General features: G+C 38.7%; 14 protein-coding genes. 7 read left to right on the top strand and 7 right to left on the bottom strand.

Going from position 1 to position 21699, the window contains the following annotated elements:
- Positions 1 to 69: 69 nt before the first annotated feature.
- The 3 genes from ACZ1GV_RS04925 to ACZ1GV_RS04915 all read right to left on the bottom strand — a co-directional run bounded on the left by ACZ1GV_RS04925 (position 70) and on the right by ACZ1GV_RS04915 (position 4734).
- Positions 70 to 2244 (bottom strand): prolyl oligopeptidase family serine peptidase, encoded by a 2175-nt coding sequence (locus ACZ1GV_RS04925; protein ID WP_472675495.1) that lies wholly within the window; start codon positions 2242 to 2244, stop codon positions 70 to 72.
- Between the two features lie 128 nt (positions 2245 to 2372).
- Positions 2373 to 3083, bottom strand: a complete 711-nt coding sequence (locus ACZ1GV_RS04920) for a LytR/AlgR family response regulator transcription factor (RefSeq protein WP_472675494.1) — start codon at positions 3081 to 3083, stop codon at positions 2373 to 2375.
- On the bottom strand, positions 3076 to 4734 hold the full coding sequence (locus ACZ1GV_RS04915; protein WP_472675493.1) for a sensor histidine kinase: 1659 nt from the start codon (positions 4732 to 4734) through the stop codon (positions 3076 to 3078). Before ACZ1GV_RS04915 ends, ACZ1GV_RS04920 begins: the two co-directional genes overlap by 8 nt.
- Positions 4735 to 4968: 234 nt before the next feature.
- On the opposite strand from ACZ1GV_RS04915, the gene ACZ1GV_RS04910 reads away from it, so the two are divergent.
- From ACZ1GV_RS04910 to ACZ1GV_RS04900, 3 genes are all read left to right on the top strand, one after another.
- Complete coding sequence (locus ACZ1GV_RS04910) at positions 4969 to 5862, top strand: ATP-binding cassette domain-containing protein (protein WP_472675492.1); 894 nt, start codon at positions 4969 to 4971, stop codon at positions 5860 to 5862.
- A gap of 2 nt (positions 5863 to 5864) precedes the next feature.
- Positions 5865 to 9125: a M1 family aminopeptidase gene (locus ACZ1GV_RS04905; RefSeq protein WP_472675491.1), complete on the top strand. Its 3261-nt coding sequence runs from the start codon at positions 5865 to 5867 to the stop codon at positions 9123 to 9125.
- A gap of 149 nt (positions 9126 to 9274) precedes the next feature.
- Positions 9275 to 10552: a dicarboxylate/amino acid:cation symporter gene (locus ACZ1GV_RS04900; RefSeq protein WP_472675490.1), complete on the top strand. Its 1278-nt coding sequence runs from the start codon at positions 9275 to 9277 to the stop codon at positions 10550 to 10552.
- A 129-nt stretch (positions 10553 to 10681) separates the two neighbouring features.
- Here ACZ1GV_RS04900 and ACZ1GV_RS04895 read toward each other — a convergent pair whose 3' ends face one another.
- Positions 10682 to 11104 carry a VOC family protein gene (locus tag ACZ1GV_RS04895; RefSeq protein WP_472675489.1) on the bottom strand — a complete coding sequence of 141 codons (423 nt, stop codon included), beginning with the start codon at positions 11102 to 11104 and terminating at the stop codon, positions 10682 to 10684.
- A 204-nt stretch (positions 11105 to 11308) separates the two neighbouring features.
- Between ACZ1GV_RS04895 and ACZ1GV_RS04890 the strand changes: the two genes are divergently transcribed.
- The 4 genes from ACZ1GV_RS04890 to ACZ1GV_RS04875 all read left to right on the top strand — a co-directional run bounded on the left by ACZ1GV_RS04890 (position 11309) and on the right by ACZ1GV_RS04875 (position 14077).
- On the top strand, positions 11309 to 11917 hold the full coding sequence (locus tag ACZ1GV_RS04890; protein WP_472675488.1) for a TetR/AcrR family transcriptional regulator: 609 nt from the start codon (positions 11309 to 11311) through the stop codon (positions 11915 to 11917).
- Positions 11918 to 12011: 94 nt separating this feature from the next.
- Positions 12012 to 12569 carry a carboxymuconolactone decarboxylase family protein gene (locus ACZ1GV_RS04885; RefSeq protein WP_472675487.1) on the top strand — a complete coding sequence of 186 codons (558 nt, stop codon included), beginning with the start codon at positions 12012 to 12014 and terminating at the stop codon, positions 12567 to 12569.
- A 124-nt stretch (positions 12570 to 12693) separates the two neighbouring features.
- Positions 12694 to 13320 carry a hypothetical protein gene (locus ACZ1GV_RS04880; protein WP_472675486.1) on the top strand — a complete coding sequence of 209 codons (627 nt, stop codon included), beginning with the start codon at positions 12694 to 12696 and terminating at the stop codon, positions 13318 to 13320.
- A 16-nt stretch (positions 13321 to 13336) separates the two neighbouring features.
- Entirely contained in the window at positions 13337 to 14077 is a 741-nt protein-coding gene (locus ACZ1GV_RS04875) for a DUF3307 domain-containing protein (protein ID WP_472675485.1), read from the top strand.
- Here the strand turns inward: ACZ1GV_RS04875 and ACZ1GV_RS04870 are convergent.
- The 3 genes from ACZ1GV_RS04870 to ACZ1GV_RS04860 are packed head-to-tail and all read right to left on the bottom strand — an operon-like array spanning position 14057 to position 21631.
- Positions 14057 to 15142, bottom strand: coding sequence for a hypothetical protein (locus ACZ1GV_RS04870; RefSeq protein ID WP_472675484.1), 1086 nt, complete (start codon positions 15140 to 15142; stop codon positions 14057 to 14059). The two genes, ACZ1GV_RS04875 and ACZ1GV_RS04870, sit on opposite strands and share 21 nt — an antisense overlap.
- Positions 15139 to 20724 carry an alpha-2-macroglobulin family protein gene (locus ACZ1GV_RS04865; protein WP_472675483.1) on the bottom strand — a complete coding sequence of 1862 codons (5586 nt, stop codon included), beginning with the start codon at positions 20722 to 20724 and terminating at the stop codon, positions 15139 to 15141. Before ACZ1GV_RS04865 ends, ACZ1GV_RS04870 begins: the two co-directional genes overlap by 4 nt.
- Positions 20725 to 20728: 4 nt before the next feature.
- Positions 20729 to 21631: a prohibitin family protein gene (locus tag ACZ1GV_RS04860; protein WP_472675867.1), complete on the bottom strand. Its 903-nt coding sequence runs from the start codon at positions 21629 to 21631 to the stop codon at positions 20729 to 20731.
- Positions 21632 to 21699: the final 68 nt, after the last annotated feature.

Genomic DNA, 21699 nt, shown 5'->3' with positions numbered 1-21699 from the left:
GCATGGCGTCGAAACGACTTACTATTTTGCTCCTTTTTTAACTTTTGGGTATTAACCAATAAAGTTTAATTAGATGTTTTTGACGCCCATGTTATAAAGCGTAAAACCATATATATCAGCGTATTGCTTGATAGTTTTGCTTATTGGTGTTCCCGCTCCATGGCCCGCATCGGTTTCAATACGAATTAACACTGGGTTTTTTCCGTCTTGCTTGTCTTGCAGTTCAGCCGCAAATTTAAACGAATGGGCTGGTACAACTCGATCATCATGATCGCCAGTCGTTACCATAGTTGCTGGATACTCGACACCAGGTTTTACGTTATGAACTGGCGAGTAATCTAGCAAATAATTAAACATCTCAGCATTGTCATCAGAGCGACCGTAATCATATGCCCAGCCTGCGCCAGCGGTAAAGGTGTGATATCTCAACATATCTAATACACCAACTGCCGGTAATGCAACTTTAAACAAGTCAGGGCGTTGCGTCATTACTGCACCAACCAATAATCCACCATTTGAGCCACCCATTGCGGCTAACTTACCTGATGACGTAATATTGCTCTCTATTAAATATTCAGCGGCTGCGATAAAGTCATCAAACACGTTTTGCTTTTGCATTTGAATGCCTGCATCATGCCATTTTTTACCATACTCACCGCCACCACGTAAGTTCGCAACTGCGTAAACGCCGCCTAACTGAAGCCATGCTGCACGAGTAGAACTAAATCCTGGTTGTAAGCTCACATTAAAGCCGCCATAACCATATAAAATAGTTGGGTTTGAGCCGTCTAACTTTAGGCCCTTTTTATGAGTAATGATCATGGGTACTTTAGTGCCGTCTTTTGACGTATAAAATACTTGTTTTGACTCATAGTTGTCGCTATTAAAGTTCACAGCAGACTTGTTATAAACTTCAGAATTACCCGTTTTAACATCCAACGAGAAAATAGTACGAGGCGTTTTGTAGTTGCTAAACGAGTAGTATACTTTTGCCTGTGAATCTTTGCCGTAGAAACCACCAGCGCTGCCCACTTCCGGTAGGGCAATATCCCTAACTTTATTGCCCTTTGAGTCGTACTGTTGAATTAGAGAGGTCGCATCTTTCATATAACGCGCAAATATATAACCGCCACCTTTTGATACAGATAACACATTTTCAGTTTCAGGGATCACATCAACCCAATTTTCAGGTGTCGGTTTGTTTGCATTTAATTTAACAACACGTTTGTTTGGGGCATCACGGTCCGTTAATAAAAATATGCTTTTGCCTTTATTAGCCAACAGTGAAATATCAGACTTTGTGTCATCAACAATACTTTTTAACTTTGAATTTGGACGACTTAAATCTTTTAACAATAGTTTGTTGCCGTACGTAGAAACAGAAGCCGATACTAATAAATAACGACCATCACTGGTTACATCTGCACCAACATAGCGATGTTTTTCAGCTTCAGTTCCACCGTAAACTAGTTTGTCTTCAGCCTGTGAAGTTCCTAACACATGGAAATATAATTTGTGCTGATCCGTTTTTGCTGACAACTCACTGCCCTTAGGCTTGTCATAACTAGAGTAGTAAAAACCAGAATTTCCTACCCATGCAATACCAGTAAATTTTAAGTCGACAAGATCATTGCCAATTTGTTTTTTCGTTTTGGTATTGATAATACGCGCTTTACGCCAGTCACTGCCGCCTTCCGATATCAAATACACGGCATAAGAGCCATCTTCAGAAAATGTGATGCCCGACATAGAAACCGTACCATCAGCACTGAACGCATTTGGATCTAAAAAGACTTCAGCTTCGCCGTCACCTTTCTTACGGTATAAAACACTTTGGTTTTGTAGCCCGTCATTTTTGTAAAAATAAGTGTAGTCGCCTTCAATAAATGGCATGCCCACTTTTTCATAATCTAATAACTCGCCTAATTGTTTTTCAATCTTGGCGCGATAAGGAATAGAGTCTAGGTATTGGTACGTAGTTTTGTTCTGCGCTTTAACCCAGTCTGCTGTTTCGGCACTCATATCGTCTTCTAACCAACGATAAGGATCGGCAACATCTGTACCAAAGTAATTATCAACTACATCACCCTTTCGTGTGCCCGGATAGGTAACTGCAGTATAATTTTCTGAAACGATAGGTTTAACCACTTTTTTTTCTGAAGGTTCTGATTGAGGAGTTTGGCAGCCTGCGATCATTAACGATGATAACAAGGCACTGCCTAAAATTAGTTTTTTACTATTCATTTATATCCCTTAAAAAATGTTCTTTTTATTGGTTTGATACAACTTTACCTCAAAGTTACTCTAGCACCAATAAATCACCGCCTATTATTGGGCTAAAGTGATGGTTTAATAAGTTATTAAGGCAAATACTACAGAATATTTAACGCTTTTTGCTTAAACGACTTACCAATTTTTATTTCAATACCGTTACTTAAGCACAAACATTCTTGATCAATCGCCGAAACTTTTGACCTTGATACTACATAGGACTTATGAACTTGCGTAAATTGGGCTTCGGGAAGCTCCGCCAATATATTTTTTAGTGTGCTATTAACCAATACCATCTGTGAACCTTGCCATACTTTTACGTAATTGCCGTAAGCCTCAATATAATCAATATTAGAAAACTCAAACTTGCGTTTTTCTCGGTTAACTCTTAAGACAATAAAATTGTCGCGCGTCTCAGTTTCAGAGGCTTCTACATTGCTCTTATTATTCAATTGTAGCGCGCGTCTATGTCGAACTTTATCGATAGCCATAGAGAGTCGGTCTGCTGATGTCGGTTTAAGCAAATAATCGGTCACATCGAGCTCAAAGCCTTCAATCGCATATTCTTGATACGCACTGACTATGATGATTTGGGGCCGATTAGCTAACACCTTTAGTAAATCGATGCCATTTAACAACGGCATATTAATATCTAAAAAAATTAAGTCTGCTCTGTTATTGGCTAACCAGGACAGTGCTTTTACTGGACTTGTAAATTGCTCAACAACGTTAATGTCACTGTGTTCCTTTATGTGATGAAGTAAAACTTGGTGTGCCAAAGGCTCATCATCAACAATAATCGCGTTAATCATCCTTAGAATCCTTCCCTTTTGAGTCTACCTTTGGGGCTATCGTTCTCTTTTGCTTGTCTGCACTAACTGGTTCCAACTCTATCTGCAATCGAGTTTGCCAAACTTCATTTTTGCTCGATGTCGATAACGAATGTTGGTTTGGATACAGCAAGGACAACCTGCGCTTGAGGTTATCTAATCCTACGCCCTTTTGATGATGTTTAGGCTCTTTGATAATCGGATTGTCGCAAACCAGCAACAAGCTATTTCCTGTTAGAGTTAACGTTATTTTTATTGGCGTAGCTGTGTCACCACCGCCAGACTGGACACCATATTTAAAGGCATTTTCAACGATATTAATTAATAACAACGGCGCAATTACATACTGTTCTTGGTGTTCTGGCCAAAACGTTTCTACTTTATGATCATTGCCTAGCCTGATTTCATGTAACGCGATAAAGTCTTTTAAGTAATTAACTTCTTTCTCTAACTCAACTAATGTTAATTGACCGTCGTATACGGTATATCGCAGTAAATTAGACAATTTCATCACCATCTCAGGCGCCTGTTCAGACTTAGTCAGTGTTAACGCATAAAGATTGTTTAACGTGTTAAATAAAAAGTGTGGATTAATTTGTTGTTGCAGCAACTTCAATTCTGTCAATGTTTGCATGGATTTAATACGGCTGACTTCTACCTCTTGTTGCTGTCGTTCAAAGGCTAAAATAATAGGTGTTGATATCGCTAATAAAAAAAACGTGAATTGGTAATTAGCCATATCAAAAGGGTTTTGATCACCAGAGGGTATCAACGTAAATTTGTATTCATTTAATGGCAATTGTAAGGCAAGCCATGACAGCAAGGGTGTTAGTAAAACGATAAAAATAAGTGAAGATGCTAAAAACGATAACACGCCATATTTTGCAAGTAGCTGACGGATAAAAAAGTAGCGATTAACAAAATACACTACTCCTATAAGAAAGCCTAAAGTTAAAAATTGCCAAAAGTAGCCCATAAAAGTAGCAAACTCAGAAAAAATTAGCATGACATCAATCACTAAGTTTAACGGTTGACTGGCCATTGGGTCTTGGTAACCATTAAATACGCCTGCCATCAAAACGCTCCAGCCGATAATACCTAATATTACAATCGCGTTTAGTGAAAATAAGTTAGTTAAAAAGTCACTGGAATGGCTTTTATGCGTTGCCGATAAAAAATGATTTAACATGCAAAGAACGCTGGCAATAATAAAGAACAGCCATGCCTGAAAGCTAAATAAAATCGACTCAAATAACTCAAAGTGAGAAAACTCTCCTATGTCCATACTGATCAGTATTGGAGGATATAAAAATAAGGAGGTGAACCATAAAGCAGGTTTTAACAATTGATGAATTAGAGGTCTTAACTTTTTGTGCCAAACAACAAGTTCAACATTGGGCCCTGCATGAACGAGCGTGTTGACTTGATTACTCTTGTTATTGTGTGTCTGCTTTTTAACCGCGGGTTTAAAAATAAAATAATGTACGATAAATATTGGTAAAGACTCTAGTATTAGCTGAATTGCGATACCAATAAAATCTAAAGAATTTGAGGATCTGAAACTCAAAAAGCGAATGTGCGCTTCGATCAAAATTGCGGCCCACAAAGGTAATAAACAAATAAAGCGACTCATCACAACCCTGTTATAAATTTTAGCCCGAATAGTCGTCATCTTCTTAGGTTTTTCAGGCAGTTGCAAATAAGCAATGACAAAAGTATCAATATAGATGATAAACGTACAAAACCAGCCCATTAATGGCAATTTTGCCCTTTGTCACGTCAACGTGTCCTTTCATCATTTAAAGCTCGTATTAAAATTTGTCTTGAGTAAGCTAATTCCATAGCGGTTATTTGCAAAAGGATTCACATGCTTACGTTAAACAATGTTACCAAAACCTATGCCGATGGTACCAAGGCGCTACAAAACATTACGATAAACTTTCCAAGTGGCATGGTCGGTTTGTTAGGGCCAAACGGCGCCGGAAAGTCATCTTTATTACGCACAATTGCCGGACTGCAAACGACAGATTCTGGTTCAGTGGTATTTACTAACGAAACTAAAGTCATTGATGTGCAGCAACAACCAGATTGTATACGTAAAACGCTGGGCTACTTACCACAGGAATTTGGCGTTTATCCGCATATGTCGTGTCTTGCTTTACTGGAACATATGGCGGTATTAAAAGGCTTAACCGTAGAACAGCGTGAACAGCAGATCCCTCATCTGCTTGAGCTAACTAACTTAACCAGTTCAGCCAAAAAATCTGTGGCCAATTACTCAGGTGGCATGAAGCAACGCTTTGGTATAGCCCAAGCCTTGTTAGGTGATCCCAAATTAATAGTTATGGATGAGCCCACAGCAGGATTAGATCCAGTTGAACGCCAACGCTTAAACGATGTGTTAGTGACCATCAGTAAAGATCGCTTAGTCTTATTATCAACACATATTGTTGAAGAGGTAGAAAACCTGTGTCGATTTGTGGCAATGCAGTTCAATGGCAAAATAGTGGTTAGTGGCGATATTCAAAGCCTACTTGAGCCTTTACACAATAAGGTATGGCGTTCTTCGAACCCACCTAACAGCACGAGCCAAAGCGATTTGCCTGATCAAGCGCCAGCCATTGTGCTTAATAAGACGTACAGTTATGGCGACCCTGTCTTTCGTATTTTCAGTAATAAGCAGCCGAACAAAGACGCAAGTCTGTCAACTCCCACGCTTCAAGACAGATACTTTTTAGAACAAATAAAGTCGAGCAAATAACTATGATTATTAACGAACTAAAGTTTCTAATTCGACAGCCAATCGTTGCCGTTGGTGGCTTATTTCTCATTGCGTTTGCTTATATTTTTGCAAACGGAGTATCCATCGACGCAGTTCAGCCAAGCAGTCAGTTAATCATTAAATTGCATGGTTTTGTATTGCTCGTTTTACCGATTATGACCTTAGTCATTACCAATTCGCTATTTTTACGTGATATCAACAGTGGTATGGATGGCCTTATTGCCGCAGCGCCAATTACACATACTAAAAAGTGGTTATACCGTTGGCTTAGTGCTGTAGGCGTTTGTTTTATTGCTATATTTATTACTGACCTAATGATACTTAGTTCATTCATTCTGCAAACTAATCACCTAGATGGTGTTGTTGTTCTTACCTTACAAACACTATTTATCTCTCAACTGCCGTCAATTTTAGTGCTTTCTACATTTTCACTTTTTGTTTGTTTAGTTTTAATTCAGCGCAGCACCAACGTACTTAATGTGACACTTATTTTAACCGCAATATTAGGCGTAATTTGGATTGGCTACATTGTTATGAGTAGCACGCTTGGCTCACCTATATTAGCTGGTAGCCAAATTAACAGTCCTTGGTTTTATGAGGTCATGTTATGGCTTGACCCATATGGGCTTACCGCTGTTTTCGATAACATCAACAGACCTAATCAACACTTTAGTTTCACCTATTTTGTCAATCGAGCTTGTTTCACTATTTTCAGTTTAATCTGGCTGTATTACCTGCTTAGACACCCGTTACGTATGTTTTCTCGTAATCCCGGTAAAAATACTGACAAAATCAACACTCATGACACAAAACAAAGTGCGAGTAAAACTATTACTATCAATAAAAACGCGACTGTTTTTACAACGTTGGTTCACACTTCGTTATTAAGCTTGCTTCGTACACCTACCTCTATTGGCTTACTGGTACTTTGGCCGTTTTTATGTTTCAGCGAAATTGCTTCAGGCATTGATTATGTTGAGGCAATGTCGCGGCTGTTGCCCACCTCTGTCGACGCATTAAATCGAATTTCATCAGATATCATGCCGGTATTTGGTGCAATTATTATTTGCTTTTGGAGTTGGCAGCTTTGTTGGCGCGAACATACCGTTCGTTTTGCTGAAATTCACGCCACTGCCAAGTTTAATAACCTTCAACTCGTCTTATCACATGTTGTTGTAATAACAATAATGGCGCTACTTTTAATCAGTCTTGCCACTTTAGCTAGTCTTAGTGCTGAAGTATTTACCAACAGTAATATATTATTAAGTCATTATGTTGTGATGATGACTTATCAGTTATTGCCTCTGATTGTTTTAGGTACATTAGTCGTTTCAGTACAGCACATTATTCAAAACAAAATGATCGCAGCTTTTACCATTTTTTTACTTATTATAATTAAGTTTACACCTGTAACCACCGCGTTTGGACTCACACATACCCTTTGGAATATCGGTGGAACCCCTCTTCAAGACCCAGACTTATTTTGGGGTTATGCTCGAAGTGCTTCCGTTTATTGGCCGTATATGACGTTTTGGCTGCTGGTGAGTGTGAGCTTTGTGTTAATTGCTATTACCCTAAGTCATCGAGGGACAGGTATATCGAGTTCCAAACGTCGTCTATTTACAAAACGAGTGTCTCAACCTATCACCGCAATACCCTTGCTCCTCTCTATCGTGGCGACCACATTTGTTGGTTTGAATTTGCACTTTTCATTAATATCAGAAAAGCCGTTAACTAATTCTCATAAACGAGAGCTTTGGAAAGCGTCTTACGAAAAAACATATAAAAAGTGGGCGACTCAGGCGCAACCTGTCATTGTTAATATAGAATCGAACGTTGACTTATATCCAGCAGAACATAGAGCAACGTTTGCAATTAGCTACCGTCTAGAAAACAAATCAAGTACCAACATTAATAAAGTGCTTATTTCTCAATATGGTAATCATGAACTACCTGGCATAGATGCATCAAACTATGAAAAAATTGAGCTCGATGAAACGCTTAAACAAGCAGTCATTCATTTAGCGACGCCACTTACTCCAGGTGATGAAATGACAGCAAGTTTTTCCTTTACCTATGAACAACCACGTTTGTGGCCTGCGGGCGGACACCAATTTATCGATCCATCGGTTAGTTACTTACGCGCTATTCCTGTCCTCCCAGTCATTGGTTTTCAAACCACCTATCAGCTTAGAGATCCTTTACTTAGAAAACAGCATGACCTTGTTGCACTAAACTTAGCAAAACCAAGTGAATTAACACCCGAATTTTTTGCTAAAAATGTTCATGCATATCAGTGGGCTAACATGCGCACGGTTATCAGTACTGACGCAGGGCAAACCGCCTTAACACAAGGACAACTTATCTCGTCTTCTTATAATAAAAACACCGACCGCAACGAGTTCGTTTATAAAACATCTAAACCAATTAGAGTAATTCCAGCTTGGTTGTCATTCCCAACCTCATCCTTGCATAACGAGTTATTTGTCGATGAAAATACCAAAACAACAGAGACAAACAAGCAGGTACATATCAACATTGTTGCTCCAAAGGGAACTGAGCTAACAGACGCTTACAATGCAAATTTGACCGCAATTAAACACACCCTATCCTGGTTTTCGACGCATATTGCAGCATATCCGGCTGAGCAACTTACCTTAGTTAGCCTTCCTGAAGTTGGTACAACGGGATATGCCCTACCACAAATCATGTTCGTTTCACATCGATACGCCTTTAGATCTATACCCAATGAACAAGCAACCTTTGATCAGCGTTACCGCCGCGCGGTACACGAAACGGCGCACCAATGGTTTGGTCATCAACTCGGTAATGGTGTAATTGAAGACGGCTCTTTTTTGATTGAGGCAATGGCGAAATATGTTGAGCTTGTCGTTATCGAAAAACATTACGGGAAACAAACAATGCAAGGCCTCATTGATTATGAACGTCGTCGATTTGAGTTGACCGAACGTACTAATTCGCTTAAACCAAGTGCCATCATTGATGAAACCCAACCACATCACCAGTATTCTAGGGCAACACTAGTGTTTGCGAAGTTACGCAGTGAACTTGGCGACCAAGCCATTATTTCGGCTATACAGCAGGTATGGTTACTACATCAACCACCGAATCGTCCTGCTGTTGCACTTGATTTTGTTTCTGCATTAAAAAAAGTGAGTTCTCAAGAGCATCAAAAACTAATCGAACAACTATTGATGACAAATGACTTGTCAATTTTATAGAACTAAACCTTGCCACTTCGTTTTGAATATTAACGTCAAAATTAGTTAAGTTTGTTATTTCATATCCACTTTTGATATATAAAAACAATTATCTATAACCTTTCTAACGGTTACTATCGCCCCTTAAATTTAATTAGGGGCATAATACAGTGACTCGTTTTTTCTCATGGTCTTTATCTAAACAAATTTTATTCGCTTTTGTTGCTGCAATAGCGTTTGGCCTATTATTTGAAAGTGCCGCTTTAGCTATAAAACCTATCGGTACGGCATACATTAACGCCATTAAAATGGTCGTAATCCCATTACTGTTTTTTTCCATCGTATCGTCAATTTTTAACTTCTCGGATCCACAAAAGTTAAAGCGACTGGGATTAAAAACGGTTGCCGTGTTTCTTATTACAGCCTTTATCGCCAGTTTAATTGGCTTGACCATTGGCAGTGCAATAGATTGGAGTTCAGGAATAAACTTAACTCCTACTGTTACAAAAGAGAAAGTCATTCCTAGTGTTGCAGAAGTGCTCACCGGTTTTATTCCTGCAAACATCATTGATGCAATGGCGGATGGAAAAGTTATACCTGTGGTCGTCTTTTCAGTATTACTTGGCATTGCGGTATTAAAAACAGGTCCATCTGCAACGCCTTTTAAAGCTTTTATTACATCTGGTAATGATGTTATGAGCTCGTTGATGAAAATAATTTTAGCAACAACGCCAATTGGGGTATTTGCAATAATGGCCGCCACAGTTAGTCAATTTGGTTTAGATACCATGCTACCGCTGGCTCAATTTATATTAGCTGTTTATGCTGCTTGTTTACTTCATATGGCGTTTACATATTCATCGCTTGTATCCTTGTTTGGCAAAATGAACCCCATTGCGTTTTACAAAAACATTTTTGAAGCCCAAGTTACTGCATATTCTACATGCAGTAGTTATGCGACTTTACCCGTTACCACTAAAGTTATTGCCGAAAATTTAAAAGTAGAAAAAGGCTATGCCTCTTTTGTCGCAAACATTGGATCTAGCGCAAATATGGATGGCTGTGGCGGTATTTATCCTGCTATCGCCGCTATTTTTATCGCCCACATCTATGGTATTTCACTAGATTATACCGATTACGCGATGATTTCATTTACAGCTGTGATCAGCAGTATTGGCACCGCTGGTGTACCTGGTGCTGCGTTGGTCATGTTAACCGTTACACTAAACGCCGTTGGTTTGCCATTAGAAGGCATCGCTTTAGTTGCCGCAATTGATAGAATTATAGATATGATGCGTACGGCGACAAACATCACTGGCGATGCGGTAACGGCACTGGTTGTGGGGCAATCAGAGGGGCTGGTTAATAATGATGCTCAGGGCTTCAATTCAGGAAAAGAGGTGCCGTCTTCAAATAAGCTGGCTTCAGAACTTGGTGTATCGTCTTAGTAAACAAATCCAAGTCTGATTTTATAACTTGCCGTTAAATGCGTTGTCATATCTGAATATAAAAAACCCCAACTATTGGTAAGTCCAATGATTGGGGTTTGATTGACAACGAGGTATATAATTGTTGTTTTAAGCATCAACCTTGAATAATACTTCAGGGTTAACCATCGTTTTCATTTCTAATACGTTACCGTTTGGGTCTTCGATAAAAAACGTTTCTTGCTCATACTCATCACCAACAAAACGACGATAAGGCTTATCTAAATACTCAAGCCCAGCACTTTCAATGCGTTGCTTTAAAGCTTGAAATTCGTCTTCTTTTAAGTGAATACCAAAATGCGGAACGGCCACCGCGCCCATATCTACATCGTGACGAACCGTAGGCAATCTTTCTTTACTTTCATGTAACGTAAGTTCGTTACCCCAAAAGTCGATATCAACCCAACGACCTTCTTCAAAATTACCCGTTTTACAGCCCAAGATGTCACAATAAAATTTCTTCGCTACTGACAAGTTACCTGCGGGAATTGCCAAGTGTAAACAGTTCGACATAAGTTATCCTTGAATATTTGTTTCAATCTAATTTTCAGCATTATACATTTTTTATAGTTATGGAATAGCGATCTATATCAACCAATAAGCATAAGATATTTCCAAATTGTGATACTTAAAATTTTCTACCAAATAATACCAACTTGAAGATTACATACTGATAGGTACAATATAACGGTTTACAAATTTTAAGGTTAACCACAAATGACAAGCGGACGAAAAAAATCATTTAGCGAGTTAGAGGCACTTGAAGCCGCTATGCATGTTTTTTGGAGTAAAGGCTATGTTGGCGCCTCTTTGTCTGCTTTAACTGAAAGTATGGGTATTAACAAACCCAGTATGTATAGTACTTTTGGCAATAAAGAAGATCTTTTTGTTAAGTCGACTTCTTATTATGTGGAACAAAAAGTGAAGCCTCATTTACGTTTTTTGTATGAGCCAAACGTTGATATTATTCAGCGTCTTAAAAATTATCTCTATTCAATTATCGCTATGCAATGTGAGCCAAAACACCCTAAAGGTTGTTATTTAGTACTTTGCCAATCTGAGCTCGCTGGCGGCGATATTCCAGAATCTGCGGCGCAGCAGTTACGAGAGTTAGATGCGTTACCCCAAAATGTATTAATCGACTTGCTAACCACAGATGCGCAATCAATCAAGCAAGGTCTAGATAAGAACGCCAATAATATAGCATTGACCTTGTATACCGTGTTAAAAGGCACAGCATCAATGGCTCGTTCAGGCGCAACACTCGCAGAATTATCATGCGTTGTTGATAATGTCCTTGCTGGTGTTTCATATCAAAAAAATTAACAAATAGTCTCATTAATTCTATGCTTGACTTGAAAATACCGATCGGTACAATTCATTTCATACCAACCGGTACAATTAAGTTAAGGAACATGAAATGACACGATTAACAATACAATCTCTTGAGTCTGCCCCTGCTGATAGCAAACCTTTAATTCAAAAGTCTATTGATGCCTATGGCATGCTACCAAACCTACATGGTGTATTGGCTAGCGCACCTAGCACCTTGGACGCATACCAACAAATGCATGAGTTGTTTGTAAACACGTCATTTGACGCGGAAGAATTAACCGTTGTTTGGCAAGGTATTAACGTTGAACATGGCTGTACATACTGTGTTCCAGCTCATACCGGCATTGCTCACTCGATGAAAGTAGACCAACAACTAATTGACGCATTACGTAATGAACAGCCATTACCATCGGCTAAACTGCAAGCTTTATTAGACATGACACTAGAAATTGTTAGAGAGCGCGGCCGTGTTTCTGAAGAGTCGTTAAAGGCGTTTTATGATGCTGGTTATGGCGAGCGTCAAGTGCTAGAGATCATTTTAGGTGTTTCACAAAAAGTAATTAGTAACTACACCAACCATATTGCGAACACGCCTGTTGACAAGCCATTTGAACAGTTCGCATGGCAGAAAAAAGCTAAATAAAAGTCAAATAATCGTCTTAGTCTTTCAATAAATGCAACCCTATACGGTTGCATTTTAAAAAGCAATCAAATTTAATTGCCTTTAAGTTTGCAACCTTATATAGTTGCCACAGAGGTGATTAAATATGATTGCAGTGTTAACCGGTGACGTCGTTCATTCTAGTAAAATGTCCAGTCGTCAATATTCACAAACGATAGAAACGCTAAAGAAACTTATATTAACCGAATATAAAAAAAGCAATGCCAGTGGGGATATATATCGCGGTGATGAGTTTCAGCTTCATTATTTAAAACCAAAATTTGCACTGACAAGCGCATTACGATTTAAACTAAATATTCCATGTACCTTATCGCTTGCGTTTGGCCCTTATGATTCATTTAATGACTTACCAAGTACCTCATCAGGTCCAGTTTATGTCGCATCTGGACATGGCTTAGATAACGCTAACCGTGGTGACTTATTGCTACAGTTCGTTACTAGTACAGATTCTTCTCAAGTAAAAAAGCAATCGTCTAACCTTTCTCCTGAAGGGTTTAAATTACTCAACCAGTTTTTTAATCAATCATTAAACAATTTAACTAAGTCACAAGCTAATTTGCTACTAACTTATATAAATAATGACTTTCCTGAACACAAACATCTAGCAGAGTTGATGGGAACTAGCCGGCAAAACATTAGTAACCGGTTGAGTAGCATGGGCGCACATTTAGTGAGAGACTATGTGAATTACATAAATGAGTTATTGGACTAGTTAGGCTGGATCAGAAATGGATTTGTTTGTTTTTTTATTACTCGCACATTTTATCGGTGACTTTTACTTACAGCCAAAGGCGTGGGTTGATTGTCGCAATGCCAATCATGTTTCGTCAGCAGGTTTGCATAAGCACACCGTTATTCACCTAGCCCTAAGCATATTGGCCGCGATAGTGAGTGACATGTCTTTATTTACGGCCTTATTAGTAGGGCTAGTTATTGCAACAACACACTTTTTAACTGATCTTTGGAAGTCGCATCAACCGGCAACGTTAACTTCGTTCCTTATCGACCAGCTAATTCATATCTTGGTTATTTTATGCGTTGGGTTTGTTGTATCTGACATCACTTTTGAACAACTAAGTAACTCTTTTGATAACCTACTTACAATCAGCAATATCATTTTTGCCGCGGCCTATTTATTGGTTTGCAAACCGGCCTCTGTACTCATTAGTTTGGCCCTAAACAAACACACGCAGCATTTAGCTGAAGAAGCTGGCGATAAAGGCTTAGAGGCGGCAGGCGCATGGATAGGTTACCTAGAACGGTGTCTAACCATTTCATTTATTTTTATGGGTCAGTTTGCTGGTATCGCTTTTTTAGTGGCTGCGAAAACCATATTTCGCTTTGGTGATTTAACAAAAAATACCGACATGAAGCTAACAGAATATATGATGTTAGGTACACTACTTAGCTATTCTATTGCGATTTTTGTAGGCTGGAACGCGCTGCACCTAATGCGCGTTAGTAGTTAACTCATCTAAGTGTTTTACCGAACGATCGACGCCATTTTTACTTGGCATTATCAATACTCCATTCTCAATGTATGCCTTGTATAACGGCGCTAATGGACGCTTAAAACTGTTGACACCCGCAGACCATAATTGCTCACCATTAAGCTGATTGTATACGCTTATAGAGTCTCTCGTTTTTAAAATGATTAAATCACCATAACCTTCACCTCCAACTGACTCCCAGTTAACTTCTGGTGAAAGTTTTGACTGCCAAGTTACCCTGCCATTTTTGATTTTAGATAATACGCCAAAGGAGTTAGTCTGATATTTCGTTTTTCCATCCAAAACCGCTTCGTAGTAGTGGTTTTTATAGGAAACAGTATAGACCTCATTGTTATCGCCTAGCCATAGATGGCTAACCGCATAACCATTTAAAGATTCTGATAAAGCATCGTCGTAAGACCAACATAACGTTTCATCTAAACGCTTCGACGAAGAATCATCCAAGCTACATAATTTTATATCACGTATGCCATCATCTACTTTTGCTCTAAAAGACAATAAATACTGAGCATCATCACTAATTAAAAACTGAGTATGGCCATGGTAGTGGAATGTTATTTCGATAGACTCTGGGAACAAAACCTGTTTTTCAGAGACCTTTTTGTCTCCTAGTTTGTAAGTATAAAAAGTGCGTTGAGTTGATGATATTTCAGCAACCAATATAGAGTTGCCATTTTTCGAAAAAACAACATCTGTATAGAGGCCCTGCCCTTGCCAAATCACTTTTTCATTATCAACAATGGCAGCCTGAACCACTTTTGATATGTCATTGCCATTACCGAAATATTTGTATTTAGTCAGCACTTTTACGCTGCTTTTTGGGTGTGTGAGTATGGCTTCTGGAACAAAACGAAGTTGTGATAGTAATGTTGGAGATAAGGTTGATAGATGTTCGAGCTCCTCTTTACTCAACTGCTGGTAAGCTTGGGCATTCATAAACACAGCCTGGCTTGAAAAAGAAAGTAGTAACAAAACCATTAAGGTTAAAACTGTACAATGATTACGCACTATTACTTTTTTCATGGTTCTATTCTTATAGTTTTACTAGACGTGTTTGCGTTAACATCATTACGGTACATAGTTTCCGCGGACGCTGGACCTATGTTAAAGATCCCTGAATGACGTACTCTATTAAAATATATTAATGACGTAGGCTTAGTCGTTAGCGTTTTCAAGTAAGCAAAAGCCTGTCCATTCCTAAACTCTAATTGATTTGATGCAAACCAGCCAGAGTCTCGGCTATCACGGTAAAACTGATTATCATAGTCTGGGTTAATGGGCTCAAATCCTGCTGGTACGCTATCAACCATAGAAACTTGCGAGCGTTCAATCGGAGAGCTAAGGTCTATTTCTACTTTTACGATATCGCCAACTTTGACCAACATCGGATCAGAGAGTTTTATCCACTCGCCACTGTTATAAACAAAATATTCTTTAGATAAACTCATTCCTTGCTGATGCTGAGTTATGTCTGTTAGTTTCTTTTTATAGCGCAACTCCAAAGCAACATTGTTGTTCTGAGTATTGTTCTGATAAGTGTGGCCTTCTTTTTCCAGAACCGCCTTGAGATCAAAACTTAATATACTGCCACCTACTTCGCTCTGTTTTGATACATCCACTTTATAATCTATCGACTGATACTCTCTAATTCCTGTTTTACCTTTGAATAACTGACTACACACAGCATTCGCAAATGTAGAGCCGAAGTGTCCACTTTTTTGTTGCTCCAATAGAAGTTCTAATTCCAGTGCAGCCTTTTCGGGATCTGTCTTGTCGTAAACCATCGCCATAAAACACTTCTGACTATTTTCATTAAAAATATTCTGGTGTGTATCAACGTAACGATTGTGACTAAGCGCTTTTATTTCATTTATATAAGTAGTCCTATCTGCACCTAACTTTTTGAGCGCCAACGCTTGAAGCACAGTTGCGAACGGTTCCGAAGCGCCCAAACTCTGCCTTTCTATTAACGCTTCTTGAAGATCTATTTGGCTATTTTCAGCTTGTGCTAATAAAAACATACTCTTTACGGTGTTTAAAGAACTGGTCCCTTTGTTAAACATGGTGTAAATAGAATCAGTCTGATTAAGTCGTTCCGACGCTTTAGAAAATACTGACTCATCAAACGGAAAATCAATATCGGTGTTTTTTAACCACCCCAAAACTAGATAAGTGTACATGCCCAAAAACAAATCTGGGTTTTGATTAGGGAAATAGGAAAACAGGCCTTCTGAGGCATAAGGGTTAACGAAGCTATTGATCTGCTTATTTAAAATAGCTTTACCTTCTGGCCACATTTCTCTAGCGTAAGCGTTGTTGCTATATAACACCGCACGGGAAATATTTTGCTCCCAACATTGATGGGTATAATTTCTATTAAAGTTTGATAGCCCTAACCAATCTGGGCCAACTTCTGAGATTGGCGACGCCGACAATATCATGTGTTGAGTTTCTGTCTCTAACGGTACAACAATTTTGTTTTGCGTACTGTCTAATATGAAACGCTTTGTACTGTCGATTTCACTACTTTTTACTAAAACCGTTTGTCGTGTTGCAAAGCTACTTTGCCTTTTGCTAACCAGTACAAACTGATAGATACCAGGCGCTAAGTTCGGCATTTCGATAACACGTTTACTTTGCTCATCAGGCCGTAAAGATACAACGAAGCTTTTAAATGGTTCATTATCTAGCCATAAAGTAATTGTGTCGGTCACTGCTGAATTGGTTTTATTGATCTGTTCTATAGACAGCACACCTTGGTCATTTTCATAAATACTTTTCGGCGCTTGTAAACTATATTCTATATCTTGTACGGTTTTTAAGACTTTGTTATCAAGGCGCACATGATCATTTTGTGCACTTAGTACCATAATTTTCCAACGACCTATTAGACTAGGCAGTTGTACATTTATAGTTTTTACTTCACCCGCAATAAGCCTTTGAGATTTTACAAATACTGACTGAGACATATCGATATTTTTTTCATCTTGAATATCAATGCTAGGAAAATTAAATGAAGCGGACATACCAGCGGCTTGGGCTGGAGGTGGTGGTACCCGGTTTCTTCTCTGAACGCTATTTTTTCCTGTCGGGTTCAAAGTTGCGTCATCAAACACCAAGTTGTCACTTAATGAAGTGATTTGTACTGACCTATCAAACCCCCAATGACGCCATAAGTCTTGAGCAAAATCATAGCTCGAATTTTGCTTTTGGAGCATGGGAAGTAAAGCATCATTGACCAACCAAACTTGTGCATCAGCATCGAGTGTCGAAGTAAGAGATATTTTAATTTGTTCTCCGGCCCTGACTTCATCAATAATTGGTATGCCAGTATTGTCTACTAACGCTATATTTAACTCATGCTCTGCATTGTTGCTACGAGTTTCAATTTGAATAGAAGTATTTAACAGTCGTTGGCGATTTAGCTTATTTTTCACCATGTTTTTATCGGCTTCGTCCGTTTCTGCACTTAACAAACTCGCTACTTTCTCTTTAATTGTAGCGTGCCCTACCGCTAAAAATGCATAGACTCGAGCATAGGGTAACCACGCTTGAGTGACATCAAAAGAAACTTTGTTTTGTCCTTTATGTAACCGTTTATAAACCAATGAACTTTTTGTGCCTGCTTGGACAATAAACGTTGCTAAACCCTCAACATCCGAACTTAATATCAGTTCAGCTCTTTGTCCTGCTATTAGTTCCGTCTTTAGAGACTCAAATTCAAATTTTAACAATTGACGTTCCGTATCAATATTGACGTTGGATTGAACATTAATAGAGCGATACCATGTCACCGAATCGTTATCACTTTTTAAAAGTATTGTGTAGCTTTGAGCTGTGTCTGTATCAGTAATATTTAATGCGTTAAGATCACAAGAGCTGGGTAGTTTAGATAGTCGACATGAGGTTATTAAGTCTTTTTTAGCCGGTTCTTCATTACTTCTTGGGTAAACTTCTACTAATACGTTTAGGTCGTTGACGCTTTTTCCAAACTTATCAACAGCAACTACATTCAGTGTTTGTGTATCTTGGTTAAATTTAGTTCCAATATAGTGCTCTCTTGAAAAATATCGCGCGCTACTGCCTTTATATTGCGACTCCCCTGACTTAGAAATCACTATCGTATTAAAGTTTATCTTCGCCATTGGCAAAGAGCTACGGACTATTGGCATAGTCGCTTTACCTTGACCTGAAGAGTCCAACTCTAAATCTATTACACCACTTTGAGATGAACTTGTGTCATTTTTGTCATAGTCTTGCCAGGAAATAAACTCATAGCCTCGAGGCCAATGTTTGGGTACGTCATAACTTCGAGAAAAATGATATTTAACTGTTGCTTTAGCATTGGAAAGTCTGCCACCGTTCATTCGTCTTGCTTTTATATTCACGAACGGTGCTTCACCTTTATAAGCAACATCTAGGTTTTCAACATCAAACTCAAATTCAGGCGGGGTAAACTCACCGACATAAAACTCGCCAATCTTTTTCTCTAACCCTGATGAAGTGTGCACGATATAAAAAGAATAATTCCCTAACTGAACATCTGAGTTAAGGTCCAAACTAAGATCAAAACGAGTCGATGAAAAACCTTCTTTTGTTGGCTTCTCCATTTGTAAAACATATTCAATATCTCGGCCATCCGGCTTCAAAACAACGACGTAATCATCAAAGCTGTTAAGAGGTTTTAGTCCATTTTCTGTGCGAACTCTAGAAATAAAGTTTATAAAAACTGTGTCACCTGGCAAGTAAACAGGCTGAGTACTCCATGCCTGTGCTTTTATTATTGAAATCGCGTTATTGCTTGGCTCTGGTAATTGTGACGCCGCTTTTTGATGCTTTTTTTCGACCCATAACCAGCAGTTTTCCGATAGTTTGTTTCTTAACTCTTCATGTTCTAACCATAGTGAGCCATTTTTATCTGTTTTTCCCAAACTTTTTACAGAGTCGGACAAACTGCATACAAGCGATACAGATGCATTCATGATGGATTCGCCACTCCAATCAGAAACCTTTACAAACAAATTATGATCACGCCAAATCGAAATATTAAAGTCAGCAGACTGCAGAATATGTTTTCGTATCTTGTCACTTAAAATAGCGCTATCCCAGCCAGCACTCTTTCCTGAAAGAGTGACTTCTACAAGCCCACTCGAGTTATGTAGTTCAGACAAAAATGGAACCGGTTGCTTAAACCATGAATTCTCAACCCCTGTTGGCGCCTCAATAGATTTGAAAGTTCCCTCAAAGCGTTTTTCACTAACCGTCCCATTTAGGAAAGCAAGTAATGATTCGGCTGATTTAATAACTCTAGATTGGTATTTTATAAGCTCTACATTTTTTCTATGCAGTAAAGGACCTGACTGGCTTTTGTTTCTATTTTCGACGACTGTACCGGCCGCATCATCGAACTCCCAAATAGGTGTTGCATGTTCAGTTTTGAAATTAATTGTTTGAGGGTTTATGATTTTTTTACCCTCTAGCGATGTCACTTTTTCTAAATTCAACTGGTACTGCGTATTGCCCTCTAGACTCATACTGTGCATTCCACGCCCTTGGAAATTCCTAACAAACCTATTTGTTGCTTCACCACCTGTTAGCCAATCTAAATCCAAGGCTTTTCTTGAGTTTCGTCCGTAAGCGTTTTCGTAAAGTATTCCATTAAAGGCTAGCGCTACTCTTTCTGGTCGGCAGGGTAATACACCACTTTCGTTCACTACAATCGGTATATAGGTCCAAAAGTTATAGCCAGAAAGGCAATAAAAGCCTAAAAATGTAAGTTCTTTCCGATAAGAGAATGTAAAAAGTGTGACATCTTCAACAATGGCTAATGACGACGCTGACAATTTTGAACCCGCAGGTAATACCAATTCATATTCGCCTTCCTCTCGCCCTGCTTGCGCAAGTACTTCCTTTTCACCTTCTGACGGTTCAAAATAAAGACTGTGCTTTTTTTGCCACGAATCATCATGAATTTTAACTATGACGGATTCTAAGTTTCCACTTGGTGTTTTAAGGCGTATAGACTGTACAAGCTTATCTACAAGCTCTTCTTGCTCTGATTTTTTGATATCAGACATTTTACCAAAAACTCCATACGGCTTACTTTCAATCAAAGATATGCTTGAGGGAAAGTCATTCCATTTACCGTTTGGTTCAAATTTAAAGTTTGGTAAGCCCGATATAAACTTCGCGACAAACTCTTTTTTTAACGATTGTCCAAGTGCTGAAAAAGAAGGCTGTACTGCAACTGAAAACTCAGTTTGTGGAGTCAGTGGGAATAAGAGTCTGCATGATAGTTGAGTCAGTGTGACAAAATGCCAATTACACTGCTCTTTTGGGATGTTTGACGTAATAATAGACCGAAGCTGACTATTTACTGGAACAGAGCCAGGAATCGCAATTTCTTGATTAAACGAAATTAAAATTTGTGTGACGTTGTTATTATCTTTTTCATTATTTGAATGCTTGTTGAAAGTTATGTCTGTTACCAATAAATTTTCATCTTTATTAGCTGGTTCTACTTTCTTATTGAGGCTAACCTCTGTCGTACAAGAAGCTATTAAAATTGTTAAAAACGCAAGTACAACAGAAGTTAGTCTCGGCATTACATTATTGCCCGTCTTTGTTTCTTAAATCCATAATTGGCATCGCGCCCTCACCCATCATAGTTGAAGGCAGCTTTCCGTCCCAAGCTTGGGCTTCGGTCAACTTAACAATTAGTGGGTTGTTTTTAAGTGCTTTAGCTTTTGCTTCAATAGCTTGTGCCTCGGCTTTACCTTTCAGTAAAATCGATTGTGCTTCTGCTTCTGCTACTTTTAAAATGCCCTTTGCTTTAGCATCTGCGGTATTTACTGCACGTAACGCTTCTAGACGTTGACGCTCAAGCTTGTGCTCTTCTGCGGCCGCTAAGTTCTTTTCTGTTTGTTTAATTTCTATCGAATTAATGTACTTAGTAGGCAACACGATATTTTCTATTTGTATGTTATCAACAATGACAGGAAAACCTTCCATTTCTTCAGCTAAGCGACGTTCAATGCCTTGAATTGCAGATGCTCGGTCTTGAATTAACTGTTCAGCTTCAAACTGTGGAATTGTATCCTTGGTTGCAGAGCGGAAACGTGGATCTAAAATACGTTGCTCAAATTGCGTTAAGCCACCATAACGTTTAAACAGGTCAAGTGCAGCTTCTTTGTTTACCGTCCAGTTTACTGATACTTCAATGGTGACTGGCATTTGCTCTTTTGTGCTCGAAGCCATTTTTTCAGCGTTTTTGCGGGTTCTTACTTCAATGTTTTCAACGGTTTCAATAAATGGAATTTTAAAATGCAGCCCTGGGTTTTCTTGGTGCATGGCTTCGCCAAAACGTTTAACAACGCCAACATGCCCTTCTATAACAATAAAGTATGAATTAAACACACCTATTACTATTGCAAGAACTGGTAACACTTTTTTGAATGAAATTGATTTGAAAAATTTATTTTTAGAATTGCTGTTTTTGGTTGGGTTTGTCATGTCCATTGAGGATCGTCCTTGTTAGTAATGCTTTTATTTTCAAGATTATACTAACAAGTCGAAGTAGA

The sequence above is a fragment of the Psychrosphaera sp. HA2-10 genome, from assembly GCF_055693745.1.
This window is presented reverse-complemented; position numbering and strand designations above follow the sequence as displayed.